Annotated in this window: 22 protein-coding genes and 3 pseudogenes; 18 read left to right on the forward strand and 7 right to left on the reverse strand. The window is 72.6% G+C overall.

Going from position 1 to position 26677, the window contains the following annotated elements; translation table 11 throughout:
- Window positions 1-76: 76 nt before the first annotated feature.
- Both ACFYW8_RS36215 and ACFYW8_RS36220 read right to left on the reverse strand, forming a co-directional pair.
- On the reverse strand, window positions 77-709 hold the full coding sequence (locus ACFYW8_RS36215; protein ID WP_389088658.1) for a response regulator: 633 nt from the start codon (window positions 707-709) through the stop codon (window positions 77-79).
- Complete coding sequence (locus ACFYW8_RS36220) at window positions 706-1986, reverse strand: sensor histidine kinase (RefSeq protein WP_389088663.1); 1281 nt, start codon at window positions 1984-1986, stop codon at window positions 706-708. The genes ACFYW8_RS36215 and ACFYW8_RS36220 overlap by 4 nt, the downstream gene beginning before the upstream one ends.
- A 223-nt stretch (window positions 1987-2209) precedes the next feature.
- On the opposite strand from ACFYW8_RS36220, the gene ACFYW8_RS36225 reads away from it, so the two are divergent.
- Both ACFYW8_RS36225 and ACFYW8_RS36230 read left to right on the forward strand, forming a co-directional pair.
- Window positions 2210-3247: an ABC transporter permease gene (locus tag ACFYW8_RS36225; protein ID WP_365868357.1), complete on the forward strand. Its 1038-nt coding sequence runs from the start codon at window positions 2210-2212 to the stop codon at window positions 3245-3247.
- 241 nt (window positions 3248-3488) lie between these two features.
- A complete protein-coding gene (locus ACFYW8_RS36230) occupies window positions 3489-4175 on the forward strand; it encodes an ABC transporter ATP-binding protein (RefSeq protein WP_389088670.1) in 687 nt (228 codons plus the stop codon).
- Between the two features lie 169 nt (window positions 4176-4344).
- On the opposite strand, the gene ACFYW8_RS36235 is transcribed toward ACFYW8_RS36230, so the two are convergent.
- The gene (locus tag ACFYW8_RS36235) at window positions 4345-5151 is read right to left on the reverse strand and encodes an IclR family transcriptional regulator (protein ID WP_365868353.1); all 807 of its coding nucleotides are present in this window, start codon (window positions 5149-5151) and stop codon (window positions 4345-4347) included.
- 294 nt (window positions 5152-5445) lie between these two features.
- Here ACFYW8_RS36235 and allB point away from each other — a divergent pair, with 294 nt between their 5' ends.
- Both allB and alc read left to right on the forward strand, forming a co-directional pair.
- The gene (allB, locus tag ACFYW8_RS36240; RefSeq protein ID WP_389088677.1) at window positions 5446-6786 is read left to right on the forward strand and encodes an allantoinase AllB; all 1341 of its coding nucleotides are present in this window, start codon (window positions 5446-5448) and stop codon (window positions 6784-6786) included.
- 172 nt (window positions 6787-6958) lie between these two features.
- Entirely contained in the window at window positions 6959-8107 is a 1149-nt protein-coding gene (alc, locus tag ACFYW8_RS36245) for an allantoicase (RefSeq protein ID WP_389088682.1), read from the forward strand.
- Window positions 8108-8413: 306 nt separating this feature from the next.
- Here alc and ACFYW8_RS36250 read toward each other — a convergent pair whose 3' ends face one another.
- On the reverse strand, window positions 8414-9163 hold the full coding sequence (locus tag ACFYW8_RS36250) for an SDR family oxidoreductase (protein ID WP_365868348.1): 750 nt from the start codon (window positions 9161-9163) through the stop codon (window positions 8414-8416).
- Window positions 9164-9295: 132 nt separating this feature from the next.
- Between ACFYW8_RS36250 and ACFYW8_RS36255 the strand changes: the two genes are divergently transcribed.
- The 3 genes from ACFYW8_RS36255 (at window position 9296) to ACFYW8_RS36265 (ending at window position 11625) form a co-directional block, all read left to right on the forward strand.
- Window positions 9296-10111: an AIM24 family protein gene (locus tag ACFYW8_RS36255; RefSeq protein WP_389088688.1), complete on the forward strand. Its 816-nt coding sequence runs from the start codon at window positions 9296-9298 to the stop codon at window positions 10109-10111.
- A 220-nt stretch (window positions 10112-10331) separates the two neighbouring features.
- Window positions 10332-10940, forward strand: a complete 609-nt coding sequence (locus ACFYW8_RS36260) for a dihydrofolate reductase family protein (RefSeq protein WP_389088693.1) — start codon at window positions 10332-10334, stop codon at window positions 10938-10940.
- A gap of 292 nt (window positions 10941-11232) precedes the next feature.
- Window positions 11233-11625, forward strand: coding sequence for a ribonuclease domain-containing protein (locus ACFYW8_RS36265; protein ID WP_389088697.1), 393 nt, complete (start codon window positions 11233-11235; stop codon window positions 11623-11625).
- A 157-nt stretch (window positions 11626-11782) separates the two neighbouring features.
- Here ACFYW8_RS36265 and ACFYW8_RS36270 read toward each other — a convergent pair whose 3' ends face one another.
- Complete coding sequence (locus ACFYW8_RS36270) at window positions 11783-11989, reverse strand: hypothetical protein (protein ID WP_389088702.1); 207 nt, start codon at window positions 11987-11989, stop codon at window positions 11783-11785.
- A 170-nt stretch (window positions 11990-12159) separates the two neighbouring features.
- Between ACFYW8_RS36270 and ACFYW8_RS36275 the strand changes: the two are divergent.
- Window positions 12160-12885 (forward strand): annotated as a pseudogene (locus tag ACFYW8_RS36275) (sensor histidine kinase); the annotation flags it as partial.
- 56 nt (window positions 12886-12941) lie between these two features.
- Window positions 12942-13070 (forward strand): annotated as a pseudogene (locus ACFYW8_RS36280) (cytochrome P450); the annotation flags it as partial.
- Window positions 13071-13273: 203 nt separating this feature from the next.
- Here the strand turns inward: ACFYW8_RS36280 and ACFYW8_RS36285 are convergent.
- Window positions 13274-14287, reverse strand: coding sequence for a Gfo/Idh/MocA family oxidoreductase (locus tag ACFYW8_RS36285; protein WP_389088706.1), 1014 nt, complete (start codon window positions 14285-14287; stop codon window positions 13274-13276).
- A 128-nt stretch (window positions 14288-14415) separates the two neighbouring features.
- On the opposite strand from ACFYW8_RS36285, the gene ACFYW8_RS36290 reads away from it, so the two are divergent.
- The 9 genes and pseudogenes from ACFYW8_RS36290 to ACFYW8_RS36330 all read left to right on the forward strand — a co-directional run bounded on the left by ACFYW8_RS36290 (window position 14416) and on the right by ACFYW8_RS36330 (window position 26088).
- Window positions 14416-15153: a GntR family transcriptional regulator gene (locus ACFYW8_RS36290; protein WP_365869121.1), complete on the forward strand. Its 738-nt coding sequence runs from the start codon at window positions 14416-14418 to the stop codon at window positions 15151-15153.
- Window positions 15154-15157: 4 nt separating this feature from the next.
- A pseudogene (locus ACFYW8_RS36295) lies at window positions 15158-15574 on the forward strand (hypothetical protein); the annotation flags it as partial.
- 15 nt (window positions 15575-15589) lie between these two features.
- A complete protein-coding gene (locus ACFYW8_RS36300; protein ID WP_365868331.1) occupies window positions 15590-16777 on the forward strand; it encodes an ROK family glucokinase in 1188 nt (395 codons plus the stop codon).
- The gene (locus ACFYW8_RS36305) at window positions 16774-17358 is read left to right on the forward strand and encodes a sugar kinase (protein WP_389088714.1); all 585 of its coding nucleotides are present in this window, start codon (window positions 16774-16776) and stop codon (window positions 17356-17358) included. Before ACFYW8_RS36300 ends, ACFYW8_RS36305 begins: the two co-directional genes overlap by 4 nt.
- Before the next feature lie 102 nt (window positions 17359-17460).
- Window positions 17461-20466: an SNF2-related protein gene (locus ACFYW8_RS36310; RefSeq protein ID WP_389088717.1), complete on the forward strand. Its 3006-nt coding sequence runs from the start codon at window positions 17461-17463 to the stop codon at window positions 20464-20466.
- A 446-nt stretch (window positions 20467-20912) separates the two neighbouring features.
- Window positions 20913-22955 (forward strand): SWIM zinc finger family protein, encoded by a 2043-nt coding sequence (locus ACFYW8_RS36315; RefSeq protein WP_389088767.1) that lies wholly within the window; start codon window positions 20913-20915, stop codon window positions 22953-22955.
- Between the two features lie 211 nt (window positions 22956-23166).
- Window positions 23167-24462 carry a 4-carboxymuconolactone decarboxylase gene (gene pcaC / locus ACFYW8_RS36320; RefSeq protein WP_389088721.1) on the forward strand — a complete coding sequence of 432 codons (1296 nt, stop codon included), beginning with the start codon at window positions 23167-23169 and terminating at the stop codon, window positions 24460-24462.
- 70 nt (window positions 24463-24532) lie between these two features.
- Window positions 24533-25168: an MBL fold metallo-hydrolase gene (locus tag ACFYW8_RS36325; RefSeq protein ID WP_365868323.1), complete on the forward strand. Its 636-nt coding sequence runs from the start codon at window positions 24533-24535 to the stop codon at window positions 25166-25168.
- Between the two features lie 140 nt (window positions 25169-25308).
- Window positions 25309-26088: an exodeoxyribonuclease III gene (locus ACFYW8_RS36330; protein WP_365868320.1), complete on the forward strand. Its 780-nt coding sequence runs from the start codon at window positions 25309-25311 to the stop codon at window positions 26086-26088.
- A 138-nt stretch (window positions 26089-26226) separates the two neighbouring features.
- Here the strand turns inward: ACFYW8_RS36330 and fdxA are convergent, their stop codons facing one another.
- Window positions 26227-26547, reverse strand: a complete 321-nt coding sequence (fdxA, locus tag ACFYW8_RS36335; RefSeq protein ID WP_365868318.1) for a ferredoxin — start codon at window positions 26545-26547, stop codon at window positions 26227-26229.
- Window positions 26548-26677 lie beyond the last annotated feature (130 nt).

Here is a 26677-nt window from a genome sequence, read left to right on the forward strand (position 1 = left end):
GCCCGCCCTGCCGCGCCCGCCTGACGCGAACCCTCACCACCGGCCGGGCCCCGCGGGGCCCGAGAACCTGGCCGGCCTAGCCCCGTCTGCGGATGACACCCCGCTCGGTGGCCGCCGCCACCGCCGAGGTGCGGGAGTCCACGCCCAACTTCGCGTAGATGTGCACCAGATGGGACTTCACGGTCGCCTGGCTCAGGAACAGCTTCTTGCTGATCTGCTGATTGGAGAGACCGTCCTTGACCAGTTCGAGGACCTCCAGTTCGCGACGGCTGAGGGCGGCTGAGGGGGTGCGCATGCGGTCCATGAGACGGTCGGCGACCTTCGGGGCGAGCGCCGAGTGACCCGACGCGGCGGTGCGCACGGCGGCGGAGAGCTCTTCGGGTGGGGCGTCCTTGAGGAGGTAGCCGCAGGCACCCGCCTCGACCGCGGCGAGGATGTCCGCGTCGGTGTCGTAGGTGGTGAGGACGAGGACCCGGGGCGCGCCGGGGCGTGCCGTGATGGCCGCCGTGGCCTCCGCTCCGTGCATCCCGGCACCGAACTGGAGGTCCATGAGGACGACGTCCACACCACCCGCCCCGGCGCGTTCCACCGCGGCCTCCGCCGTCGGCGCCTCCGCGACGATCTCGAAGTCCGGCTCGGCGGACAGCACGGCGCGCAGCCCGGCGCGGACGACGGGATGGTCGTCCGCGAGCAGCAGGCGGACGGTCACGTCCGGCTCCCCGCGGCTCGCGACCGCGGAAGGCTCCCGGCGCCCGGGGACACCGTCTTCGGCGGCTCCCCCGTGACGGGCAGCGGCAGCGTGACCGCCACCGCCGTGCCCTGTCCGGGGGCCGACTCGACGCTGAACGTCCCGCCCAGCGACTCGGCCCGCGAGCGCATCGCGGGCAGACCGAAACCCCCGTCCGTCCGGCCCCCGTCTGTCCTGTCCCTCTCCGTCCGGTCACCGTCCGTCAGTGCGCCGCCGGGGGCGAAGCCGACACCGTCGTCGACCACGTCCAGGGCGACCGCGGTGTCCATGAAGCTGAGCGTGATCTCCGCGCGGTCGGCGCGCGCGTGGCGCAACGTGTTGCCCAGGGCCGACTGGGCGATCCGCAGCAGGGCCACCTCGTACGGGGTCGGGAGCGCGGCCGGCGGGCCGCTCACCGAGAAGCGGACGCTCGGCGCGTCCACGGCGGCCGGACGGCACAGCCGTTCCAGCGCGCCGGTCAGCGAGCCGTGTTCCAGATCGGGAGGGGTGAGCGCGCGGACGAAGCGGCGAGCCTCGGCGAGGTTGTCCTGCGCGGTCGCGCGCGCCTGTTCCAGGTGCGGGGCGGCCGGGGAGCCCGCGGGCAGCAGGGGCTGGGCCGCGCGCAGCAGCAGCTGAATGCTGGACAGGCCCTGTGCGAGCGTGTCGTGGATCTCGCGGGCGAGCCGCTCCCGCTCGGCGAGCGTGCCCGCGGCGCGCTCGGCCTCGGCCAGCTCGGCGCGGGTGGCGATCAGCTCCTCGATCAGCTCGCGGCGGCGCTCGCTCTCCCGGTACAGCGCCTCGTACCCGAGGACCGTGGCGACCGCGACCGCCGCCCCCAGCAGCGGGCCGATGAACGCGCCGGGTGTGAGCGGCGCGCCGTGCGCCACGAAGCTCGCGATGGCAGCCCCGGCGGTCAGGGCGACCGCGGGCAGGCTCCAGCGCACCGGCAGCAGGTGCAGTTGCAGGAAGTAGAGCGGGAACGCCACCCACAACCCGTCCGGTGAGAACGCGACCAGCACCAGCCAGCTCGCGCTCAGGGCGGCCACCCACACCGCCGCCGTACGCCGTGAGCCGTGCACCGCCGGGCCGACGGCACCCGCCGCGAGCACCGCGCCGGTCACGAGGACCGACACGACGACCGCCGCCGGGTGCCCGCTGTCCCCGGAACGCAGGGCGGCCAGCAGCAGAAGCCCCGCGAGCAGGACGTACAGGCACAGACGCAGGGTGGCGACGACGGGGGAGCGGCGGCGGACATTCATGGTCGTTCCAGGGTAGGCGGGTCGGGGCCGGCCCCGGTCAACCGAAAGGTTGAAAGCGCGCTGCCTCCTTTGTGGGCAGGGCCTCCCTCCTGTGTCCGGGTGCCTTCGTCCCTCCGGTTCCGGCCGGTCCGTCTCCCGGTGACGGGCGCGCCCCTCTTTCGGCACCGGTGAACCATGCCGTGGCGCGATGCCCCGGACGCGGTCCGGGCCACAGGGTGGAGGCATGTTCGTCGCATGGAGAGATCTGCGGTTCGCCAAGGGGCGGTTCACCCTCATGGGAGCCGTGGTCGTACTGATCACCCTGCTCGTGGGGCTGCTGTCCGGGCTGACCGCCGGGCTCGCCGAGGAGAACACCTCGGCGGTCACCGGGTTGCCCGCCGACCACCTGGCCTTCGCCGCGCCGCCCGCGGGGCAGTCGGTGTCCTTCACCGGCTCGGAGCTGTCCTCTCGCGCCCGGGGGACCTGGGCCGACCGGTCCGGCGTCACCTCGGCGGAGCCGATCGGCATCCGCATCCTGAACGCGTCCGCCGGGAACCGTACGGCCGCGGTGTCCGCCTTCGCCGTGCGGCCTGGCTCGGGTATCGCTCCGGCGGCGGTCGCCCCCGGCCGTGCCGTGCTGTCCGAGAAGGCCGCCGCGGCGCTCGACGTCAGGCCCGGGGGCCGGGTGCGGCTCGGCGGCGCCGAACTGATCGTCGCGGCCGTGGCGGGCCATGCCTCGTACAGCCACACACCCGTCGTGTGGACCGACCTCTCCGGGCCGGCGACCGTGATCGCCCTGCGGACCGGCGGCGCCGACCTTCCGGCGGCCGACCGCGTGGCCGGCACGAAGACCCTCACCAGGGACGAAGCCCTCACCGCCATCGGTTCCTACCGCGCCGAGAACGGTTCGCTCCAGCTCATGCGCGGATTCCTCTTCGTCATCTCGGCGCTGGTCATAGGGGCGTTCTTCACGGTCTGGACGATCCAGCGGTCGTCCGACATCGCCGTCCTGAAGGCGCTGGGCGCCTCCACGCCGTATCTGCTGCGGGACGCGCTGGGTCAGGCGGTGCTCATGCTCGCCGCCGGAACACTGCTCGGTACGGGACTCGCCGCCGGAGCCGGCGCACTCGTGCGGGGCGGCGACGTGCCGTTCGTGCTGGACGGGCCGACCGTGCTCGGACCCGCCGCCGTGATGATCGCCCTCGGGGCGCTCGGCGCGGGCCTGTCCGTCCGGCGGATCACCGCCGTCGACCCGCTGACCGCGCTGGGAAGCGCCCGATGACGGCGGCGGGCGGCGCCCGATGAGGGAATCGGGATTGTGTCCGACGAAGGTGCCGGGGTGGCTGATGAAGGTGCCGCGAGTGCCCGGTGGGGGAACCCGGGGTGGCTGATGAAGGTGCCGCGAGTGCCGGGAGGCGGAGCCCGGAGCGCCTGATGAAGGCGCCGGGGAGTGCCGGAGCAAACCGCCGGGAGTGCCCGGCGACGGCGCGCGGAAGCGCCGGACCGACCAACGAGAGAGTGCCATGAGCCTGACGCTTGACGACATCACCCTCACCTACCCGGACGGCGAGGGCCGCCTGACCGCCCTGGAGGGCGTCGGTCTCCAGGTGCCTGCCGGAACCATGACGGCCGTCGTCGGTCCCTCCGGATCCGGCAAGTCCAGCCTCCTCGCGGTCGCGGCGACCCTCGTCACCCCGGACCGCGGGCGCGTTCTCGTCGGCACTACGGAGACGGGGACGCTGACCTCCGCCGAACGGGCCGTGCTGCGGCGGCGCGAGATCGGGATCGTGTTCCAGCAGCCGAACCTGCTGCCCTCGCTGACCGCGCTGGAACAGCTCCAGGTGATGGGGCACCTGGACGGACGCCGCCAAGTGGTGGACCGGGCCCGGGAGTTGCTTGACTCGGTCGGGCTCGGCGAGCTGGCGCACCGGCGTCCCCACCAGCTCTCCGGCGGTCAGCGGCAGCGGGTGAACATCGCCCGCGCGCTGGTCAACGAGCCGTCGGTGCTCCTGGTCGACGAGCCGACCAGCGCCCTCGACCACGAACGCGGCACGGCGGTGCTCGACCTGCTGGTCCGGCTCACCCGTGAACGCGCCACGGCGACCGTCCTCGTGACGCACGACCGAGCCCACCTCGGCGAGGCGGACGAGGTACGGGAGATGGCGGACGGGCGCCTTGAGGCACCCGTCGGAACGTCGGGCCCCGGCTGAGGCGGCACGGGGTGGATGAGCGCGGACGGCGGGGCGGGGCTCAGGTCGGTCGGCCGGTCAGCCGCCGCCCGGAGCGGAGCCGGACCGGGGCTCGGCCGGGGCGCGGTGATCTGGACCTGCCTGGGCCGGGCCGCGGCGAGCCGGCCGGGACCGGGCTGATCCGGCCGGGTCAGTTGGCGCCCGGACCCGCGCTTGCAAGGGCCTCCGACAGTTCGGCCGCGACCTGCTGGAGCACCGGCACGATCTTCTCGGTGGCGGCCTCGGTGACCCGGCCGGCCGGACCGGAGATCGAGATCGCTGCGGCGGTCGGGGAGTCGGGCACGGAGACGGCCAGACAGCGGACGCCGATCTCCTGTTCGTTGTCGTCGACCGCGTAGCCCGTCCTGCGTACCTCGTCGAGCGCGGCGAGGAAGCCGTCCGGCGTGGTGATCGTCTTCTCCGTCGCGGCGGGCATCCCGGTACGGGCGAGCAGCGCGCGCACCTCGTCGTCCGGGGTGTGGGCCAGCAGTGCCTTGCCGACGCCCGTGGAGTGCGGCAGCACCCGGCGGCCCACCTCGGTGAACATGCGCATGGAGTGCTTGGACGGCACCTGGGCGACGTAGACGATCTCGTCCCCGTCGAGCAGCGCCATGTTCGCGGTCTCGCCCGTCTCCTCGACCAGACGCGCCAGATAGGGGCGGGCCCAGGTGCCGAGCAGCCGGGAGGCGGACTCGCCGAGGCGGATCAGCCGGGGACCGAGGGCGTACCTGCGGTTGGTCTGCTGGCGTACGTATCCGCAGGCCACCAGGGTGCGCATCAGCCGGTGAATGGTGGGCAGCGGCAACCCGCTGCTCACGGAGAGCTCGCTCAGACCGACCTCGCCCCCGGCGTCCGCCATGCGCTCCAGGAGATCGAAGGCGCGCTCGAGCGACTGGACGCCGCCACTGGGAGCGGATGCTTTGGCGGCGTCGGTGGTGCTGGCGCTGGACGGCGGCACGGCGGCGGTCCTTTCGGGCGGGCGGGCAGGAACGCAGCCTACCCGGCGGCCTGTCGACTCCCGGGGTACGCGCCCCTCCATTCTGTCTGCCGGAAGCCTGATTTCGCTCTGTGGAAATTCCCGGAGTCGGGCAGGCCGAGGGCGGGAGTGGGGGCGATCGAGGGAGGCTGGAGAAATGAACCCTTGACGGCGGGAGGGTCGGAGTGAAGACTTCTTCAACAGAAAGTTGAATTCCGTTACGCGGAAGTAAACCGGCCGCAGCGGGAGTCAACGGCCGCGGAGAGAGGGGTCCGGGTGTTCCATGCCGAACTGGTGCTGCGCTCGACGCGTGTCATCACTCCCGAAGGGACGCGCGCCGCTTCGGTGGCGGTCGCCGCGGGGAAGATCACGGCCGTGCTCCCGTACGACGCCGACGTACCGCCCGGCGCCCGGTTCGAGGACTTCGGCGACGACGTCCTGCTGCCCGGTCTCGTCGACACCCACGTCCATGTGAACGACCCCGGCCGCACCGAGTGGGAGGGCTTCTGGACCGCGACGCGCGCCGCGGCCGCCGGCGGCATCACCACCCTGATCGACATGCCGCTCAACTCCCTCCCGCCGACGACGACGGTCGACAACCTTCGTACGAAGCAGGAGGTCGCCCGCTCCAAGGCGCACATCGACGTGGGTTTCTGGGGCGGCGCGCTGCCCGGCAACGTCAAGGACCTGCGGCCCCTGTACGACGCCGGTGTCTTCGGGTTCAAGGCGTTCCTCTCGCCCTCCGGGGTCGACGAGTTCCCCGAACTGGACCAGGAGCAGCTCGCCCGGTCCCTCGCCGAGATCGCCGGGTTCGGCGGCCTGCTGATCGTGCACGCCGAGGACCCGCGTCACCTGGCGGCCGCCCCGCAGAAGGGCGGCCGGAAGTACGCCGACTTCCTCGCCTCACGCCCCCGCGACGCCGAGGACACCGCCATCGCGAGCCTCGTCGCACAGGCCGGGCGCCTGGACGCACGGGTGCACGTGCTGCACCTGTCGTCGAGCGACGCGCTCCCGCTGATCGCCGCGGCGAAGGCCGACGGAGTCCGGCTCACCGTGGAGACCTGCCCGCACTACCTCACCCTGACCGCGGAGGAAGTCCCGGACGGCGCCAGCGAGTTCAAGTGCTGCCCGCCCATCCGCGAGGCCGCCAACCAGGACCTGCTGTGGCGCGCGCTGGCCGACGGCACGATCGACTGCGTGGTCACCGACCACTCGCCGTCGACCGCCGACCTCAAGACGGACGACTTCGCGACCGCTTGGGGCGGCATCTCCGGCCTTCAGCTGAGCCTGTCCGCCGTCTGGACCGAGGCCCGCAGGCGTGGCCACGGACTGGAGGACGTGGTCCGCTGGATGTCCTCCCGCACGGCCGAACTGGTCGGCCTCGGCGACCGCAAGGGCGCCATCGAGGCGGGCCGCGACGCCGACTTCGCCGTACTCGCACCCGACGAGACCTTCACCGTCGACCCCGTCGCGCTCCAGCACCGCAACCGGGTGACGGCCTACGCCGGCAGGACCCTCAGCGGCGTCGTGAAGTCGACCTGGCTGCGCGGCGAGCGCATCGCCGCCGAGGGCCGGTTCACCGAGCCCACGGGACACCTCCTCACCCGCCGCCCGTAAGCCCGCCGCCGTCTCGGCCACCGATCCGCACGACTCCGATCCGCGTCACCGGTTCCCGCGACCCGTCCGCGTCACCGATCCGCACACCGACCGCCGCACCGCACTGAGGCACCCGCACCGCATCCGCATCCGTACCCGCAACGGCCAACCCCCGAAAGGCAGATCGATCATCGTGACGGCGCAGCGCCCCATCGTTTTGGCCACCTTCACCGGAGACGCGAACCCCTACGGAGGCGGCGACCCGTACGCGGACTACCGCACCGCGGATCTTCCGTTCACCCAGTACGTCAACCTCGCCGACCGGCGGCTCGGCGCCGGGGTGATCGCCGCCAACGACGAGTTCTTCGCCCAGCGCGAGAACCTCCTCGTGGCCGAGGCCGCCGCGTTCGATCCCGAGCGCTTCGGCCACAAGGGCAAGATCATGGACGGCTGGGAGACCCGGCGGCGCCGCGGCGCCTCGGCCGGGCACCCGTGGCCGACCGCCGAGGACCACGACTGGGCCCTGGTACGCCTCGGAGCCCCCGGCGTGATCCGGGGGATCGTCGTCGACACGGCCCACTTCCGCGGCAACTATCCCCAGGCGGTGTCGGTCGAGGGCGCGTCGGTGCCCGGTTCGCCCGCTCCCGAGGAACTCCTCGCGGACGACGTGAAGTGGACGGCCCTCGTGCCGCGCACGCCGGTCGGCGGTCACGCGGCCAACGGGTTCGCCGTCTGTGTCGAACAGCGCTTCACGCACCTGCGCGTCAACCAGCACCCCGACGGGGGCATCGCGCGGCTGCGCGTGTACGGCGAGGTGGTACCCGACCCGCGCTGGCTGTCCGTCCTCGGCACCTTCGACGTGGTCGCCCTGGAGAACGGCGGACAGGTCGAGGACGCCTCCGACCTCTTCTACTCACCCGCCACCAACACCATCCAGCCGGGCCGCTCCCGCAAGATGGACGACGGCTGGGAGACCCGCCGGCGCCGTGACAACGGCAACGACTGGATCAGCTACCGGCTCGTCGCGCAGTCCGAGATCCGCGCCATCGAGATCGACACGGCGTACCTGAAGGGCAACAGCGCCGGATGGGCCTCGGTCTCGGTGAGGAACGGCGGCGAGGACGGCGAGGGCGACGCGGGGGAGTGGACGGAGATCCTGCCCCGTACCCGTCTCCAGCCCGACACCGACCACCGCTTCACCCTCACCGCACCCGTCGTCGGCACGCACGCGCGCGTGGACATCTTCCCGGACGGCGGCATCTCCCGCCTGCGCCTCTTCGGCTCCCTCACGGAGGAGGGCGCCGCACGCCTGACGGCACGCCACCAGGAACTGGGCGGCTGAGGACTCCGGATCCGTCGTCCGGACCAGTGGGCACCGGAGCCCGTGGCACAGGCCCCGGTCCCCCTCCCCTTCCTGACCCTTTCCTGGCCCCTTCCTGGCCCTCCGCTCGGGCGGTCCTGAGGGTGCGCGGTCCCGGTCCGGGCGCGCCCGGACCGATGCGGGTACGCCCTCACGGGCCGTGGTCCCGCTTGTGCCCGCTGCCACGTGTGTCCTGGAAGTCGTGGTGGTCCTGCCAGTCCTTGCGATTTGCGATTTGCGGTTTGCGGTTGCGGTCCAGGTACCGGGTGCGCGGTGTGACGTGCCGTGTCACGCCGCGTGGCCTCCGTCCACCGCGAACTCCGCCCCCGTCACGTACCCCGCCTCGCTTCCCGCCAGATACGCGACCATCGAGGCGACCTCGTCGGCGGCGCCGAAGCGGCCGAGGGCGGTCATCGCGCTCTGGTCCGGCGCGTAGGGGCCGTCCGCCGGATTCATGTCCGTGTCGACGGGGCCGGGATGGACGATGTTGGCGGTGATCCCCCGGGCGCCCAGTTCCCGGGCCAGTGCCTTGGTGAGGCCGATCAGCGCGGACTTGCTCATCGCGTAGAGCGTCCCCCCGGGGCCGGGGACCCGCTGTGTCATGCAGCTGCCGATCGTGATGATCCGCCCTCCCGCCCCGAGGTGCGGCGCGGCCGACCGGGAGGCCAGGAAGACCCCTCGCACATTGACGGCGAGCACCCGGTCGACGTCCGCCGGGGACAGCGAGTCCAACGGCCCGAGGACTCCCACCCCAACGTTGTTGACGAGTACGTCGAGCCGCCCGAACTCCGCGACGACCTGGTCCACCACCCCACCGGCCTCCGTCGCGTCCGCGGAGTCCGCGCGCAGGGCGAGCCCCCTGCCGCCGAGCGCCCGGACGCCCCGTACGACATCCTCCGCGGACTCCTTGCCGCTCACGTACGTGACGGCCACGTCCGCGCCCTCACGCGCGAGACGCAGCGCCGTCGCGGCCCCGATACCCCGGCTGCCGCCGGTCACGAGGGCCACCTTGCCGTTCATGGTTCCTTGAGAAGTCATGCCTCCATCCCAGCGGCCCCGGACGGCCGGCACCGGCGGCGAACGGACATCGCGTTCGCCCGGCGCCGCACCCGGATCCACCGTCACCCGATGGGACGGAACTCTTCGCTCCGTCTCCCTCGTTCTTTCGGCGTGACTCTTCAGCAAGAAATCGTCGGCAACGCCATGCAGATGGCGGTGGTCAGCCTGGGCCTCGGCCAGACCGTGTACTGCGAGGCGGGAAAGTTCCTGTTCAAGACGACCAACGTGACCATGGAGACGCGGCTCTCCGGGCCGTCGGGCGGCGCCGACGGCGGCCGGCAGGGCGGTGGCGGCGGCATGGGCGGCATGCTGCGCCAGGCCGTGGGCACCGCGATGCAGGCCGGCCAGCGCGCTCTCGCGGGCGAGTCGCTGGCGTTCCAGTACTTCACGTCGACGGGCGGCGAGGGCACCGTCGGTTTCGCGGGTGTGCTGCCCGGTGAGATGCGTGCCCTGGAGCTCGACGGCACGCGCGCGTGGTTCGCCGAGAAGGACGCCTTCGTCGCGGCGGAGTCGACCGTGCAGTTCGGTATCGCCTTCCAGGGCGGCCGGACCGGGCGCAGCGGCGGCGAGGGATTCGTCCTGGAGAAGTTCACCGGGCACGGCACGGTGATCATCGCGGGCGCGGGCAACTTCATCGATCTGAACCCGGCGGACTTCGGCGGCCGCATCGAGGTCGACACGGGCTGTGTCGTCGCCTTCGAGGAGGGCATTCACTACGGCGTCCAGCGCATCGGAGGCCTCAACCGGCAGGGGCTGATGAACGCGGTCTTCGGCGGCGAGGGCCTGTCGCTGGCCACCCTGGAGGGCAACGGACGGGTGATCCTTCAGTCCCTCACCATCGAGAGTCTCGCCAACGCCCTGAGAAAGGCCCAGGGCGGCGACAAGCAGGGCCCGACGGGCGGACTCTTCTCGACCAACGAGGGGTGAACAGGCGGCAGTCGAAGCGGCGGTGACTCATCCGCCGGCGCGAGGGCGGGCTCTCGACCGGCGTGAGGTGAGCCGGTCGAGAACCCGCCGCACGGGCGGCTCTGTCACGGGACCGTGGAACGGATGCCGGGCGGCTCTGTCACCGGACCGATGAGTTGCGGGCACCGGTGGGGTCTGTCCTCATGACAGCAGACCCCACCGCAAGGAAGCAGGCACCGCCATGGGCAAGCTCACCCTTACCGCCTTCGTCACTCTCGACGGAGTCCACCAGGCGCAGGGCGGTCCGGAGGAGGACCGGAGCGGCGGCTTCGATCACGGCGGCTGGAGCGTCCCCTACGGTGACGAGGACTTCGGGCGCTTCGTCACCGACGGTTTCTCCCGCGTCGACGCCTTTCTGCTCGGCAGGCGCACGTACGAGATCTTCGCGGGCTACTGGCCGAAGATCACCGACCCGGACAACCTGATCGCCACCAAGCTGAACGCGCTGCCCAAGTACGTCCCCTCCTCGACGCTCACCGAGCCCGGCTGGCAGGGCACGACCGTGATCACCGGCGACCTCGGCAAGGAGGTCACCGCCCTCAAGGAGCGCACCGAGGGTGAGCTCCAGGTGCACGGCAGCGCCACGCTGGCCCAGTCCCTGTTCGCGCTCGGCCTGATCGACACCCTGCACCTGATGACCTTCCCCGTCGTGCTCGGCGCGGGTCGCCGCCTCTTCGCCGAGGGTGCAGTCCCCACCGCGTTCCGGCACACCGGAGGCACGACCACCGGCGCGGGCGTCACCATCCACACGTACGAGCGCGAAGGCCGCCCCACGTACGGCAGCTACTAGGCGATCGCTCGTCCGGGGGCCGTAGTCCGGTGTCCGTCGGGTGTCGCGCGGCACCCGGGGGTTCGTCGCGTGTCGCCCGGCACCGAGCCGCCGTGGGCCATTCCGGCCCGGATCGCACTCGGCGGTGATCGTCTCGGGCGAAGGGCCCGGTGGGCGGTGTCGCGGGGCTTGTGAGGGGCGCGTGAGGGCGCCGCGCGACAAGTTAACTCCAGGAAAATTCATCGGACCCGGCGGGAGAAATCAGCTGCCTTGACATTGACATGTCATAGTCTACGCGCGTCATTCTAAGTCCATGAGATTCCCCCCACGAACCACCCGCATCGGCGCCCTCGTGGCCCTCATGTCCGCCCTGCTCGTCGGCGGCACCGCCGTGGCTCCGGCCAACGCGGCGGCGACCGCCGTCGGCAGCATCTGCTACAGCGCGCTGCCGTCCCAGGCGTACCACACGCTGGACCTGATCGACTCGGGAGGTCCCTTCCCGTACTCGCAGGACGGGGCGGTCTTCCAGAACCGGGAGGGTGTCCTGCCCTCCCAGTCCACCGGGTACTACCACGAGTACACGGTCGTCACGCCCGGTTCCTCGACGCGCGGTGCCCGTCGCATCGTGACCGGCAAGAAGACCCTGGAGGACTACTACACCTCGGACCACTACGTCACGTTCAATCTGATCAACTTCGGTTGCTGATCCGCGAGTGATCAACGGCTCCGCAGTGGTCCGCCGTGGTGTGCTGCGATCCGTTGTGGGCGTGGTGATCCGCCACGGCCCGCCATGATCGGTCGTGATCGTTCACGACCGGTCGCGATCGGCCGGTGGCCGGGGCAGCCAGAGGGCCGGTCCGTGTTCACCCGGACCTCCGGCTCCCCGCCGCCGCGAAGAGCGCGACCGCCAGTACGAGAAGCGTGGCGCTCGCGTAGATCTCGTGACCGGCGAGGAAACCGAGCCGCCGCACGAGTCCCCACCCGTGCGGTCGGCCGGTGATCTCCTGGACCAGACCCAGGACGCCCTGAACGAGGGCGGCAAGACCGAGCACCGCCAGCAGCCGCTTCATGGGACGACCCTCGCCCCGCGGACCCCCCGAGCGCATCGGCCGCGGGGCGAGGCATGTCCGCCCGAAGTCGCGGGGTGTCGCGCCCTCGCCCGCACGAAAGTCTGAAGCCGCCCGACTTTGGTCGCCGACAGGGCTCGCGGGGAGGTGCCGACGGGGTCGGCTGCGTAGATTTGTCGACCGTGAGTGGTGACAGTCCGGCACCTGTGCCGCGTGACGTTCCAGCGCCGGCCCTGCCCGGCCGACGCTGGCTGCTGCCGTCGGCCGTGGCCGCGGAACTCGACCCCGACGCCGAGCGCGCGGGGCCCTCCGGCCGGCCGCGGCGCACCGTGCGCGACTGGGTCGTCGACTTCGGCTGCTTCCTGCTGGCCGTCGCCATCGGAATCGCGGCCGCGAACACCGTGAACGACGACCCGAACATCCCGCGCGGCCTCGCCGTCGCCGACCAGTTGATCGGCGCGCTCGCCTGCGCGGCGGTCTGGCTGCGGCGACGGTGGCCGCTGGGGCTCGCCGTCGCCATGATCCCGGTCGGGCTGGTCTCGAACACGGCGGGCGGTGCGGGTCTGGTCGCACTCTTCACCCTCGCCGTGCACCGGCCCTTCCGCTACGTGGCCTGTGTCGCCGACGTCCAGCTCGTGCTGCTCCCGGCGTTCTTCTGGCTGCGGCCCGACCCCGACCTGCCGTACCTGGCCGCCCTCGCCGTCACCGCGCTGCTCACGTCCGCCGTGGTCGGCTGGGGCATGTTCGTACGGTCCAAGCGCCAGCTCATGCTGAGTCTGCGGGACCGCGCACGACGGGCCGAGACCGAGGCGGCGCTGCGGGCCGAGCAGGCGCAGCGGCTGGCCCGCGAGGCGATCGCGCGCGAGATGCACGACGTGCTCGCGCACCGCCTCACGCTGTCGGGGCCCTCGCGCGTTTGATCGGTGACGGGAGGGGATGTCGTGATCGATCCTGGCTCGAAGCCCAAGTGGCTCTGCGCTCGCTGCTGGAGCGGTGCCCGGACCTGGCGCTCGACGGACCGCCGAGCGGCTGGCTGCCCGGGATGCTGATGCGGGGCGTGCGCCGTATGCCGGTGCGCTGGTGAGCGGGTGGCCGCGTGAGGAGCGCCGACCGTGGCGCGTACGGCGGAGATCCCCGCGGAGCCGAACCTGGTCCGGCCGCGCCGCCTGACGCGCAAGCACTGCGACCGGCCGCACGGTGTCGGCACGCAGACCCCGGCCGTGCGGCTCCTCGGACGAGGGGCGGCACGGCCGGGGCCCGGTGTCAGGGCGCCGGGCGCGCCACGGGTCAGTGCCGGCCGCCCGGGATCTCCGCCGGTGAGACCGGGCGGCGCTCGCGCCGGGACAGCTCGCAGGCCTCCGCGATGCGCAGCGCTTCCAGTGCCTCACGGCCGTCGCAGGGGTTGGCGCGCTCGCCGCGGACCACCTCGACGAAGGCGGCGAGCTCCGCCTCGTACGCGGGGCCGAACCGTTCCAGGAAGCCCGTCCACGGCTTGTCCGCGGGCGGCGGGCCGGCCGATTCCGTCGAGGCGATCGGCGTGCGGTCGTCCAGGCCGACGGCGATCTGGTCCAGTTCGCCGGAGAGCTCCATGCGGACGTCGTAGCCCGCCCCGTTGACCCGGGTGGCGGTCGCCGTCGCGAGCATGCCGTCGTCGAAGGTGAGGACGGCCGCGCCGGTGTCGATGTCCCCAGCCTCGCGGAACATCGCGGGACCCGCGTCGGAGCCGGTCGCGTACACCTGGACGACCTCGCGGCCGCTGACCCAGCGCAGCATGTCGAAGTCGTGGATCAGACAGTCGCGGTAGAGCCCGCCGGAGAGCGGGAGGTAGCCGGCCGGGGGCGGCGCCTGGTCCGATGTCATCGCGCGCACGGTGTGCAGCCGGCCGAGCCGGCCCGAGCGCACCGCCTCGCGGGCGGCCGTGTAGCCCACGTCGAAGCGACGCTGGAAGCCCATCTGAAGAACCGTTCCGGCGGCGTCGACCTCGGCGAGCGCGGACAGCGTCCCCGCCAGATCGAGGGCTATGGGCTTCTCGCAGAAGACCGGGAGTCCGGAGCGTGCTGCCCGACCGATCAGTTCGGCGTGCGCCGAAGTGGCGGCGGTGATGACCACCGCGTCCACGCCCCAGGTGAAGATCTCGTTCACGCCGGGCGCCGCCGTGGCGCCCAGCCGGTCCGCCAGCCGCTGAGCCCGTGCGGGGTCCGCGTCCGTGACGATGAGAGAGCCGCCGACCTCACGGTGACGGCTGAGAGTGGCCGCATGAAATGTTCCAATACGTCCCGCTCCGATGAGTCCGATGCGCATGGGAACAAACTGATGGCCGAGCCATCACGCTGTCAATGGTTTGTCCGGACAATCGAACTTCACAACTTCCCGTCAACATCTCCCGGAGCTACGCTCGAGCCGTGGCCAAACCAGATGTGGATCCCACCGTGTCGCTCCAGCTCAGCGTCGACCGCAGCAGCCCGGTCCCGCTCTACTTCCAGCTGTCGCAGCAACTCGAGGCCGCAATCGAGCACGGAGCGCTGACCCCGGGCAGCCTGCTCGGCAACGAGATCGAGCTCGCCGCGCGGCTCGGCCTGTCCCGTCCCACGGTCCGCCAGGCCATCCAGTCCCTTGTCGACAAAGGACTGCTCGTGCGGCGCCGAGGTGTCGGCACCCAGGTCGTGCACAGCCAGGTCAAGCGCCCCCTGGAACTCAGCAGCCTCTTTGACGACCTGGAGTCGGCGGGCCAGCGCCCCGCGACCCAGGTGGTCCTCAACACCGTCGAACCGGCGTCCACCGAGATCGCGGCCGCCCTGGGGGTGGCCGAGGGCAGCGAGGTCCACCGGGTCGAGCGGCTGCGTCTCGCGCACGGTGAGCCGATGGCGTACCTCTGCAACTTCCTGCCCCCCAAGCTGCTGGAGCTCGACAGCGACCGGATGGAGGCCACCGGCCTGTACCGGATGATGCGCGGCGCCGGCATCACCCTCCACAGCGCCCGCCAGTCCGTCGGCGCCCGCGCGGCCAGCGCGGACGAGGGCGAGCGGCTCGACGAGCCGGCCGGGGCTCCCGTGCTCACCATGCAGCGCACCACCTTCGACGACACCGGCCGCGCCGTCGAGTTCGGCTCCCACATCTACCGCGCCTCGCGCTACTCCTTCGAGTTCCAGCTCCTCGTGCGGCCCTGATCCGGTCCTGGTTCTCGACGCCACCGCCGCGCCGGGCGTCAAGCAGTCCGGTGTGGTCCTCAAAGAGGTGGCCTATAGGTGGCCTATGTGACCGCCGCATGGGATGCCGGACCGGGTGTTGTCTTCATCACCCACGATCCGCATCACGGCCACCTGGTGAGGTGATCGTCTCGTCCAGCTGAAGCGCCGCAGCAGGTCGGGCCGCCACACCCGGGACGGGATCACCCCGGACGAGCCGACGCGCCGGACGGCGGGCGGAAGCGAGCCGGACGACCCGCGGCACGAACTCGGGAACCGTGCCGTGTCAGGGGCGCGGGGTCCTGACCCGTACGGCTCCGCGGGCAGGCCGGGACCGATCACAGAGGGCGCACGGGTCACATGCGTACCGGCGCTTCCACGGTGCGGCCCCGGCGCGGCGTAGGGCAGAATCGTCGCGATGAGCACCTACCGCGACCTCGCGCTGCCCCGAGCTCTCGGCTCCGCTCGAGCAGGGGGCACCCCCATCGGCTCCGCGCGGGCCACCGTCCTGCGGACCGTGGGGACACGCGAGCGCCGTTCCCATCTGACGGCACCCCGCGTCCCCACCGTCGGCATCGACATCGGTGGCACGAAGGTGATGGCGGGCGTCGTCGACGCCGACGGCAACATCCTGGAGAAGGTCCGCGCCGAGACGCCGGACAAGTCCAAGAGCCCCAAGGTCGTCGAGGACACCATCGTCGAACTGGTGCTGGACCTCTCCGACCGGCACGACGTGCACGCCGTCGGCATCGGCGCGGCCGGCTGGGTCGACGCCGAGCGCAACCGCATCCTGTTCGCTCCCCACCTGTCCTGGCGCAACGAGCCGCTGCGCGACCGTCTCGCCGGGCGGCTCGCGGTGCCCGTCCTGGTGGACAACGACGCCAACGCCGCCGCCTGGGCCGAGTGGCGCTTCGGCGCCGGGCGCGGCGAGGACCACCTCGTGATGATCACCCTCGGCACCGGCATCGGCGGCGCGATCCTGGAGGACGGCCAGGTCAAGCGAGGCAAGTTCGGTGTCGCCGGCGAGTTCGGCCACATGCAGGTCGTGCCCGGGGGCCACCGCTGCCCGTGCGGCAACCGCGGCTGCTGGGAGCAGTACAGCTCAGGAAACGCGCTGGTCCGCGAGGCCCGCGAACTCGCCGCGGCCGACTCCCCGGTGGCGTACGGGATCATCGAGCACGTCAAGGGCAACATCGCCGACATCACCGGCCCGATGATCACCGAGCTGGCCCGCGGGGGCGACGCCATGTGCGTCGAACTCCTCCAGGACATCGGTCAGTGGCTCGGCGTCGGCATCGCCAATCTGGCCGCCGCCCTGGACCCCTCCTGCTTCGTCATCGGCGGCGGCGTCAGCGCGGCCGACGACCTGCTGATCGGCCCCGCCCGCGACGCCTTCCGCCGGCAGCTCACGGGCCGCGGCTACCGTCCCGAGGCGCGGATCGCGCGCGCCCAGCTCGGACCCGAGGCCGGCATGGTCGGCGCCGCCGACCTCGCGCGTCTCGTCGCCCGCCGTTTCCGGCGCGCCAAGCGTCGCCGCGTGGAGCGCTACGAGCGGTACGAGCGCTACGCCGAGTCCCGTCGCACGACGCAGCAGGAGTCGCGGTGACGGCCTCGCTCCCTCGTCAGGCGTCGTCGTCCCCGGACGAGCCGCAGCGGCCGCCGGAGGACCCGCGCCACAAGTTCCGCCGCCGGGCCCTGACCCTGCTGATCATCGTGCTGCTCATCGGCGTACCGGCCGGCTACCTGGTGATCTCCGCCGACCAGAGCCGCAACAGCGGCAAGGACAAGGAGGCGAAGTACTCGGCGACCGGCCTCACCTCCGGCTGGCCCTCGCGTGTACAGCGCCGTCTCTACCAGGTGCCCATCCCCGGTGATTCCACGGACGTCGCGTACTACGAGACGAACAACTGGAAGACCAGCCGGCTGTACCTCCAGTTCGGCACCACCCAGGCAGGCCTCGACGAGTTCCTCAAGGGCGTGGGCACCACCCGCGCCGCCCTGAAGAGGGACCACATCACCATCAGCGACCGCAACCAGAAGGTCGTCGGCTGGGACTTCACGCGCCCCGGACCGCAGTGGGGGCTCGTCCACAAGCAGAAGGACCCGGCGCCCACCCAGGACATCCTCGTGAACGGGTCCGTGCCCGGCCACCCGATGGTGTACGTCGTCTCGCGCACGATCCCGTAGCCCGGCCCACCGTGCCCGTGTCCGCCCCGCGCGGCCGTGGGAGCCGATTGTCGGACCCCGCCCGTAGAGTCGAAGACAACTGATTCGACCGAGGGGCGGGAGGTGACCGGGCGTATGCGGGACGGGGCAAATGCGGTGACCGCGCGGGTGCCTTCCGCGGGGTGGCCCCCGGCAGGGGTACGCCCCGCGTCCGCGGCGGATCCCCGGGCGCGGGAGCTCTCCGCGCAGCCGCTCCCGGACCAGCCGCCCTCCGTGCGGCTCGCCGCCGTGTTCCTGCCCGCGCCGCTGCCCCGCGAGGGACGGATCGCGTTCTGGGACCCGGAGGGCGAACCCCTGCCCGGCCGAGCCCACGGGGAGACCGCGCCGACGGGGGAGCACCCCGGGAGCACGTCGTCGGCCGCATCCCGCGGGGGAGTGTCCGCGCGCGAGCACACCGAGCTGACGGTCGTACGGCCGCACGGCTCGGGAGTCCGCAGAGGCACCGTCCCCGCACTGACCCTGTCCGTCGCCGAAGCCCTGCCGCTGCTGGCCGGGGCCCGGCGGAACCCCGCGGCGCACCCCGCCACCGCCTGCTGGGGCGCGGCCGCGCTCCACGCGCTGCGCCTCGTGGCCCGCGGACGGCTGCTGCCGGGGCTCACGCCCGACGGCTTCGACTCCTGGCGCGCCGGCCCGCTGGACCAGGACGACATCGCCCACCTGAGGTCGGTCGCGGCGTCCCTTCCGTTCGAAGGGCACGCCGTACCGCTGCCCGGCGCGGGACCGATCCGGCTGCCCGATCCGGAAGCGCTGATGAGGTCCTTCCTGGACGCGGTCGCCGACACCCTGCCCCGCACCCCGGCCGCGCCGTACACGTCCGGCAAACCCTTCGCGGCGCGTGAGCCGCAGCGGATGACCGGAGCCCACGACTGGGCCGCCGAGGTCGCCGCAGGCATGGACGCGGGTGTACGGATCTCCCTGCGCCTGGACCTGTCCGCCCACCAGCTCTTCGACGACGGCGAGGGGGCGCGCCGCGCGGGCGCCGCCGTCGTCCAGGTGCACAGCCTCGCCGACCCCACCATCGTCGTCGACGCGGCCGCCCTGTGGGCGGGGGACGCCGACACGGTGTTCGGACCCCGCGCCCGCGTCGACGCGGCCCTCGCCGTCCGTCGCGCCGCCCGGGTCTGGCCACCCCTCGACCGCCTGTCCGAACAGGACGTGCCCGATGTGCTCGCCCTCTCCGAGGAGGAGCTGTCCGATCTGCTCGGGGTCGTGGCCACCCGGCTCGGCGCGGCCGGTGTCGCCGTGCACTGGCCCCGGGATCTGGCGCACGACCTGAGCGCCGCCGCGGTGGTGCGCCCCGCGCCAGGATCGGCGACCGACGGGACCGGATTCTTCGAGAGCGAGGAACTCCTCCAGTTCCGCTGGCAGTTGGCTCTCGGCGGAGACCCGCTCAGCGAGTCGGAGATGGACGCGCTGGCCGAGGCCCACCGGCCGGTCGTCCGGTTGCGCGACCAGTGGGTGCTGGTCGACCCGGCCCTCGTCCGCAAGGCCCGCAAGCGCGAACTGGGTCTGCTCGACCCGGTGGACGCCCTGTCCGTCGCGCTCACCGGAAGCGCCGAGGTCGACGGCGAGACCGTCGAGGCGGTGCCGGTCGGCGCCCTCGCCACACTGCGCGACCGCCTCACGGCGGGCGTGACCCCCGTCGAGCCGCCGCCCGGCCTGGACGCCCGGCTGCGGGACTACCAGCTCCGCGGCCTCGCCTGGCTGGACCTCATGACCTCCCTGGGCCTCGGCGGCTGCCTCGCCGACGACATGGGGCTCGGCAAGACCATCACGCTCATCGCGCTCCACCTGCGACGGGCCCGCAGCGAACCGACCCTGGTGATCTGCCCCGCGTCGCTCCTCGGCAACTGGCAGCGGGAGATCACCCGTTTCGCGCCCGGTGTCCCCGTGCGCCGGTTCCACGGCCCCGACCGCACCCTCGACGGTCTCGACGGCGGCTTCGTCCTCACCACCTACGGCACGATGCGGTCGGCCGCCGCCCACCTCGCCGACCAGCGCTGGGGCATGGTCGTCGCCGACGAGGCGCAGCACGTCAAGAACCCGTACTCCGCGACGGCGAAGGCCCTGCGGACCATCCCGGCCCCCGCGCGCGTCGCGCTCACCGGCACACCCGTGGAGAACAACCTCTCCGAACTGTGGGCCCTGCTGGACTGGACGACCCCCGGGCTGCTCGGCCCCCTCAAGTCCTTCCGCGCCCGGCACGCGCGCGCCGTGGAGAACGGCGAGGACGAGGAGGCCGTGGCCCGACTGGCCCGGCTGATCCGCCCGTTCCTGCTCCGCCGCAAGAAGTCCGACCCCGGGATCGTCCCCGAGCTGCCGCCCAAGACGGAGACGGACCACCCCGTCCCGCTCACCCGTGAACAGGCCTCTCTCTACGAGGCGGTGGTCCGCGAATCCATGCTGGCGATCGAGACCACCGACGGCATCGCCCGCCGGGGACTGGTCCTCAAGCTCCTGACCTCCCTCAAACAGATCTGCAACCACCCGGCCCTGTTCCTGAAGGAGGACGCGGCGGCCGTCGCGCGGGGGACCTCCGCCCGCTCCGGCAAACTGGCCCTGCTCGACGAGCTGTTGGACACCCTGCTCGCCGAGGACGGCTCGGCACTGGTCTTCACGCAGTACGTGGGAATGGCCCGCCTCATCACGGCACACCTGACCGCCCGTGCCGTCCCGGTGGAGCTCCTGCACGGCGGCACACCGGTCGCCGAGCGCGAACACATGGTGGACCGCTTCCAGAGCGGGGCGACCCCGGTCCTGGTGCTGTCCCTCAAGGCAGCCGGCACCGGTCTGAACCTCACCCGCGCGGGCCATGTCGTCCACTTCGACCGCTGGTGGAACCCCGCGGTCGAGGAGCAGGCCACCGACCGCGCCTACCGTATCGGCCAGACCCAGCCGGTCCAGGTCCACCGCCTGATCACCGAGGGCACGGTGGAGGACCGCATCGCCGAGATGCTCGAAGCGAAGCGGGCCCTCGCCGACGCGATCCTCGGCTCCGGCGAGGCGTCCCTGACGGAGCTGACCGACCGCGAGCTGTCGGACCTCGTGTCGCTGCGGAGGACGACATGACCGGGACCGAGGGGGAGGAGCCGCGCGTGCCGGAGACCGCGGCCGGCGAACCGGCCGACGGCGCCGTTCGGCCGCGTCCGGTGACAGGAGACCGCCCCGCGGACGCGGCCCGTCAGGCGCTGCGCGCCGCGCGGGAGGCCGCGGCGGCCGACGAGCACGCGAGTGCGGGCACGGGCCCCTCGTCCCAGGTGCCCGGGGCGCACCCGCGGTCCACCCCGGGAGCGAGGCCGGGTGACGCGGCTCGCGACGCCCTGCGACGGGCGACCGCGGCTGCGGGAGCCGGCGACGGCGACGGCGACGGCGACGGCGAGAGCCCAGGGGCGGACGCGGGTTCGGGCGCCGGTGCCGCTGCGGAAACGAACGCGGGCCCTCGCGCGGCTCTGGACACTGGTGCTGGTGCTGGTGCTGGTGCTGGTGCCGGTGCCGGTGCCGGTGCCGGTGGTCGCGTGCGTGGCGCGAGCGGTGGGCGTGAGGCGGGTGAGGTGCGGCCTCCGGCATCCGACGACGCAACCGAGTCCGGTTCAGGTGAGCGCTCCGCCGGTGAGGGACGTCCGGAGGCCACGGAGCCCTCCACGACCGGCCGTTCGGGTGCGGAGACCGCGGGCGGCGCCCGCCCCGGCGACATCGCCCGCGAGGCGTTGCGCGCCGCTCGGGACGAAGCGAGGCGACTTCGGTCCGAGGGGGCCGACAGCAGCGAAGGGCGGACAACAGGGGCTGAGCGCAAGGGAATCGGCCCGAGGGGCCGGTCCGCAAGGACGTCACCCGCCGGCTCCCGGCGGCGACGGACTCCCGCGCGCTCCGTGGATACTGATCGGGCAGCCCAGGAGCGGGACCTGCGCGATCTGCTCGCGGGTGCTTTCCAGTTGCCCCCTGACGTGGCCGCCATCACCGGACACCCGACGCATCCGGCGGACGACACCGGCGAGACGACGCGCGACCGGGACCACGGCCGACCCGCGGACCCCGCGACCCCCGCGCACCGTGTGTCCGAGAGGGAGGCGCCGGAGGACACCGAGCCTTTCGCCCCCGGCTCGCCCGACCCCGTGCCCTTCACCGCCGAAGCCTTCACCGAGTCCCTTGAAGCCTTCGCGCCCTTCACCTCCCGGACTCTCCGCCCGGAGTCCCGCGCTCCTCACTCGCCGACCAGTGCCCTCAACCCGACCGGCCCGACCGGCCCCACCGGGGAACCGGTCACTCCCGTCCCCGCCGAGCGGCTCCCCCGATCCATGGCGTCCCCCGGCCGGGACAGCGAGTCGCGCCGTACCTTCCCCGCCTTCCCGGCGCGGATTCGGGAGACCGGTGGGTTCGCGGAGACCTGGTGGGGCAACGCGTGGGTCACGGCGCTGGAGGAAGGCGCCCTGGACGCCGCGCGGCTGGCGCGCGGCCGGACGTACGCCGGGCAGGGGTACGTCGACGCGATCACCGTCACCCCGGGCCTGGTGCTCGCGTATGTGCACGGGAGCCGACCGCGGCCGTACCGCGTCCAGGTCAGGGTGCGGACCCTGTCCGACGACGACTGGGACCGTTTCCTCGAAGCCGCCGCCGAGCGGCCCGGACACATCGCCGCGCTGCTCGACAAGGAGATGCCCAGGTCGCTCGCGGACTGCGGGGTCGAACTGCTCCCCGGCCCCGGCGAACTCGAACCGCACTGCAGCTGCCCCGACTTCGGGCACCCCTGCAAGCACGCGGCCGCACTCTGCTACCAGATGGCACGACTGCTGGACCAGGATCCGTTCGTCCTGTTCCTGCTGCGCGGCCGTGGTGAGCGCGAGCTGCTCGACGCGCTGTCCCGGCGCAACGCCGCCCGCGCGGCACGCGCCGCCCAGGAGCGGGAACCGGCACCTCTGCCCGGCGTACGCGCCCGCGACGCCCTCGCGCGACGTGTGCTGCCACCCCTCCCGGCTCCACTGCCGCCGCCCGCGCATCCCGAGCAGCCGCCGACCTACCCGGCCGCGCCGGGCGGCCCCGACCCGTTCGCGCTGGACCAGTTGGCCACGGACGCGGCCGCCCGCGCGCACGCGGTACTCACCTCGGGCCGTGATCCCGTAGCGGAACTGACGCTCTGGCAGGACGCGGTGCGCATCGCCGCGGCCCGCCCCGGATCGGGTCTCACGGCCGGCACTCGCGCCCTCTATGCCTCGCTCGCCTCCGCGACCGGTCGTACACCAGCCGATCTGGCACGGGCGGTCGCGGCCTGGCGGCAGGGCGGGTTCGAGGCGCTCAGCGTGCTCGAAGAAGCCTGGGACCCCCCGGCGGGCCGGTTCGACCGGGCCCGGCCGTTGCTGATGGCCGCCGACTTCCCGGCCTTCCGCCCCTGGCGCAACCACCTCACCCACCCGCGCGGCCACGCCCAGCTCCGCCTCGGCCGCAACGGCTTGTGGTACGCCTACGAGTCCGAGCCGGGCCATGACGACTGGTGGCCCCGCGGTACGCCGGACCTCGATCCGGTCGGCGCCCTGACGGGTCTCGGCGCGCCGGGCGAGTTCTGACGCGGACCGGCTCCCGGGCCAGGGTCGGGGTCGGGCCGCGGCCGGTCCGAGCAGGTTCCGGGCAGGTGCCCCGGGCCGGTCCGCGTCGGTCCGGCGGATCTGCCGCGAGCGGCCCGATCACGGTGTGAACGCGTGTGGCGACCCCGTGTGGGCGACGTGGACGAATGGGCCCCATTTCCGCCCGCACGGGGTCGGAAGCTAGCGTGGGGCGGTGAGTGAGACGAAGACCCCTGCCCTTCAGTACCGCATCGACGGCCCGGAAGACGCCCCGGTCCTCATACTCGGACCCTCGCTCGGCACCACATGGCACATGTGGGACAGGCAGGTCCCCGAGCTCGCGAAGAGCTGGCGGGTCTTCCGCTTTGACCTGCCGGGACACGGCGGCGCCCCCGCCTACCCGGCCGGATCGGTGGCCGAACTCGCCGGGCGGCTGCTCGCCACGCTCGACCGGCTCGGCATCCAGCGGTTCGGGTACGCGGGCTGCGCGTTCGGCGGGGCCCTCGGGATCGAGCTGGCGCTGCGCTGTCCGGAGCGGGTCGCCTCCCTCGCGCTGATCGCCGCCTCGCCCCGCTTCGGTACGGCCGACGAGTTCCGGCAGCGCGGAGTGATCGTGAGGTCGAACGGCCTGGACCCGATCGCCCGTACCTCCCCCGACCGCTGGTTCACGGGCGGCTTCGCCGCGGCCCAGCCCGCGATCACCGAGTGGGCCGTGCAGATGGTGCGCACCACCGACCCCGGCTGTTACATCGCGGCCTGCGAGGCCCTCGCCGCCTTCGACGTGCGGTCCGAACTGGGCATGGTGGGTGTGCCCACCCTCGTCCTGGCCGGCTCCGACGACCAGGTCACCGGGCCCGCCGAGGCGCGCGACCTGGTCGCCGGAATACCGGACGCCCGCCTCGCGGTCGTTCCCGGCGCCTCTCACCTGGTTCCCGTGGAGCAGCCCGGCGCCGTCACGGAGCTGCTGGTACGGCACTTCTCCAGCGCCTGGCAGCCCGCCTTCGACTCGTCCACCGGCCAGATGGCGATCCAGGCCGCGCCGGCCTACCCCGTGCAGGCCGCCCCGCCGCCGGTCGTGCCTTTCGCCGAGATCGCCCCCGCACCGGTACCGGCCGAGAGCATGGGGCGGGCGGATTCCTACGAGGTCGGCGTCAAGGTGCGCCGCGAGGTGCTGGGGGACGCGCACGTCGACCGGGCGCTGGCCTCGGCGGACGAGTTCTCCGGGGACTTCCAGGAGTTCATCACCCGGTACGCGTGGGGCGAGATCTGGGACCGGCCCGGACTCGACCGGCGCTCGCGCAGCTGTGTCACGCTGACCGCCCTGGTCGCGGGCGGCCACCTCGACGACCTCGCCGTCCACACCCGTGCCGCGCTGCGCAACGGTCTCACCCCGGTGGAGATCAAGGAGGTGCTGCTCCAGACGGCCGTGTACTGCGGTGTTCCGGCCGCCAACAGCGCCTTCAAGGTGGCGCAGCAGGTCATCCGGGAGGAGACCACACCCCAGGAGTGATCTTGAGCCTGGTAGTGGGAGCACCCCCTTGACAGCCCTCCCCGGCGCCGGGAAGGGGGAGGATGGACCCATGAAGCTCACGAAGAAGTCGCATGCCTGCATTCGGCTCGAGAAGGACGGGCGTGTGCTCGTCATCGACCCGGGGACCTTCACGGAGGAGGACGCGGCTGTCGGAGCGGACGCGATCCTGGTCACGCACGAGCACCTCGACCACTTCAACGAGGACCGCCTTCGGGCCGGCATGGAGGCCAACCCGGCGGCGGAGATCTGGACGCTGCGGTCGGTGGCGGAGCAGATCTCCGCCGCCTTCCCCGGCCGGGTGCACACGGTCGGCCACGGTGACACGTTCACCGCCGCCGGTTTCGACGTCCAGGCGCACGGCGAGCTGCACGCGGTGATCCATCCGGACATCCCGCGCATCACCAATGTCGGCTACCTCGTCGACGGCGGCCGCGTCTTCCACCCCGGTGACGCCCTCACCGTCCCCGACCAGCCGGTCGAGACGCTGCTGCTCCCGGTCATGGCCCCGTGGAACAAGATCTCCGAGGTCATCGAGTACGTCCGTGAGGTCAAGCCGCAACGCGCGTACGACATCCACGACGCCCTGCTCACCGACCTCGCCCGGCCGATCTACGACCATCAGATCGGCTCTCTCGGCGGCGCCGAGCACCTGCGGCTCACACCGGGAGCGTCGGCGGAGATCTGAGCCGCCCGCGCGTGAACCCGTGCCGCTCCCGCCGGGTCCCCGTGATCGAACGGCTCGCCCGGGGCCGGTCAGGCGGCGAAGGGGCGGACCAGGTGTCTTCGGCGGACCCGTTGTCGTACCCGCCCGGTAGGTTGTGAGGCATGCGCATCGCCACCTGGAACGTGAACTCGGTCACCGCCCGTCTCCCGAGGCTGCTGGCCTGGCTGGAGAGCAGCGGCACGGACGTGCTGTGCCTCCAGGAGGCCAAGGTCGCCGCCGAACAGTTCCCGATCGAACCGCTGCGCGAGCTGGGCTACGAGTCGGCCGTGCACGCCACGGGACGGTGGAACGGCGTCGCGGTGATCTCCCGAGTCGGCCTGGAGGACGTGGTAAAGGGCCTGCCCGGCGACCCCGGGTACGAGGGCGCGGAGGAACCCCGGGCGGTCTCCGCGACCTGCGGCCCGGTCCGCGTCTGGTCGGTGTACGTGCCGAACGGCCGCGAGGTGGACCACGCCCACTACGCCTACAAGCTCCAGTGGTTCGAGGCCCTGAGAGCAGCGGTGGCGGGCGACGCGGCGGGCGGCCGGCCGTTCGCGGTGCTGGGCGACTACAACGTGGCGCCGACGGACGACGACGTCTACGACGTGGCCGCGTTCGAGGGCCTGACCCATGTCACGCCGGCCGAGCGCGCCGCACTGGCCGCCCTGCGCGAGGAGGGCCTGACGGACGTGGTCCCGCGCCCCCTCAAGTACGAGCACCCGTTCACGTACTGGGACTACCGCCAGCTGTGCTTCCCGAAGAACCGCGGCATGCGCATCGACCTCGTCTACGGCAACGAAGCGTTCTCGACGGCGGTCAAGGACGCGTACGTCGACCGCGAGGAGCGCAAGGGCAAGGGCGCCTCGGACCACGCGCCCGTCGTCGTGGACCTGGACGTCTAGGTTCACGACGACGGGCGTCACGTCAGGGCTTGCGGTGTCCGAACGGACACCGCAAGCCCTGACGTGACGCGGTCGGCATCCGATGGCCTACGGGCTCGGTCGCCGAGGACATCTCGGGTCTGCGAGTGGCAAGAGGTGTCACACCGTGGGTACGGGCGCGGCGGCGACCACGGGATGGTCGACGTCGACGGGGCCGAGAGCGGACGCGCCGCCCGGCGAGCCCAGCTCGGCGAAGAACTCGGTGTCGGCCCTGCGGAAGTCCGTCCACTCCTGTGGGGTGTCGTCCTCGAAGAAGATGGCCTCGACGGGGCAGACAGGTTCGCATGCGCCGCAGTCCACGCATTCGTCCGGGTTGATGTACATCTTGCGGGGGCCTTCGTAGATGCAGTCGACGGGGCATTCGTCGACGCAGGCCTTGTCCTTCAGGTCAACGCAGGGCTGTGCGATGACGTACGTCATGGGTGTTCTCCACGGTCCAGGTGTCGTTGCCGGTCAGGAGTGCGGCGAGGTCGCCTTTGCCGTTCTGTTCGATGGCGGTGTCGAGTTGGTCGGCCATCTGGGTGTCGTAGACGGGCCGGTCGATTGAGCG

Source organism: Streptomyces sp. NPDC002742 (genome assembly GCF_042888885.1).
GTDB lineage: Bacteria > Actinomycetota > Actinomycetes > Streptomycetales > Streptomycetaceae > Streptomyces.

Bases quoted from the DNA above. Each gene is read 5' to 3' on its own strand.
- ACFYW8_RS36220 (WP_389088663.1), bottom strand. From the start codon at position 1,986: ATGAATGTCCGCCGCCGCTCCCCCGTCGTCGCCACCCTGCGTCTGTGC.
- ACFYW8_RS36225 (WP_365868357.1), top strand. From the start codon at position 2,210: ATGTTCGTCGCATGGAGAGATCTGCGGTTCGCCAAGGGGCGGTTCACC.
- ACFYW8_RS36230 (WP_389088670.1), top strand. From the start codon at position 3,489: ATGAGCCTGACGCTTGACGACATCACCCTCACCTACCCGGACGGCGAG.
- ACFYW8_RS36250 (WP_365868348.1), bottom strand. From the start codon at position 9,163: ATGACTTCTCAAGGAACCATGAACGGCAAGGTGGCCCTCGTGACCGGC.
- ACFYW8_RS36260 (WP_389088693.1), top strand. From the start codon at position 10,332: ATGGGCAAGCTCACCCTTACCGCCTTCGTCACTCTCGACGGAGTCCAC.
- ACFYW8_RS36265 (WP_389088697.1), top strand. From the start codon at position 11,233: ATGAGATTCCCCCCACGAACCACCCGCATCGGCGCCCTCGTGGCCCTC.
- ACFYW8_RS36270 (WP_389088702.1), bottom strand. From the start codon at position 11,989: ATGAAGCGGCTGCTGGCGGTGCTCGGTCTTGCCGCCCTCGTTCAGGGC.
- ACFYW8_RS36285 (WP_389088706.1), bottom strand. From the start codon at position 14,287: ATGCGCATCGGACTCATCGGAGCGGGACGTATTGGAACATTTCATGCG.
- ACFYW8_RS36300 (WP_365868331.1), top strand. From the start codon at position 15,590: ATGAGCACCTACCGCGACCTCGCGCTGCCCCGAGCTCTCGGCTCCGCT.
- ACFYW8_RS36325 (WP_365868323.1), top strand. From the start codon at position 24,533: ATGAAGCTCACGAAGAAGTCGCATGCCTGCATTCGGCTCGAGAAGGAC.
- ACFYW8_RS36330 (WP_365868320.1), top strand. From the start codon at position 25,309: ATGCGCATCGCCACCTGGAACGTGAACTCGGTCACCGCCCGTCTCCCG.
- fdxA (WP_365868318.1), bottom strand. From the start codon at position 26,547: ATGACGTACGTCATCGCACAGCCCTGCGTTGACCTGAAGGACAAGGCC.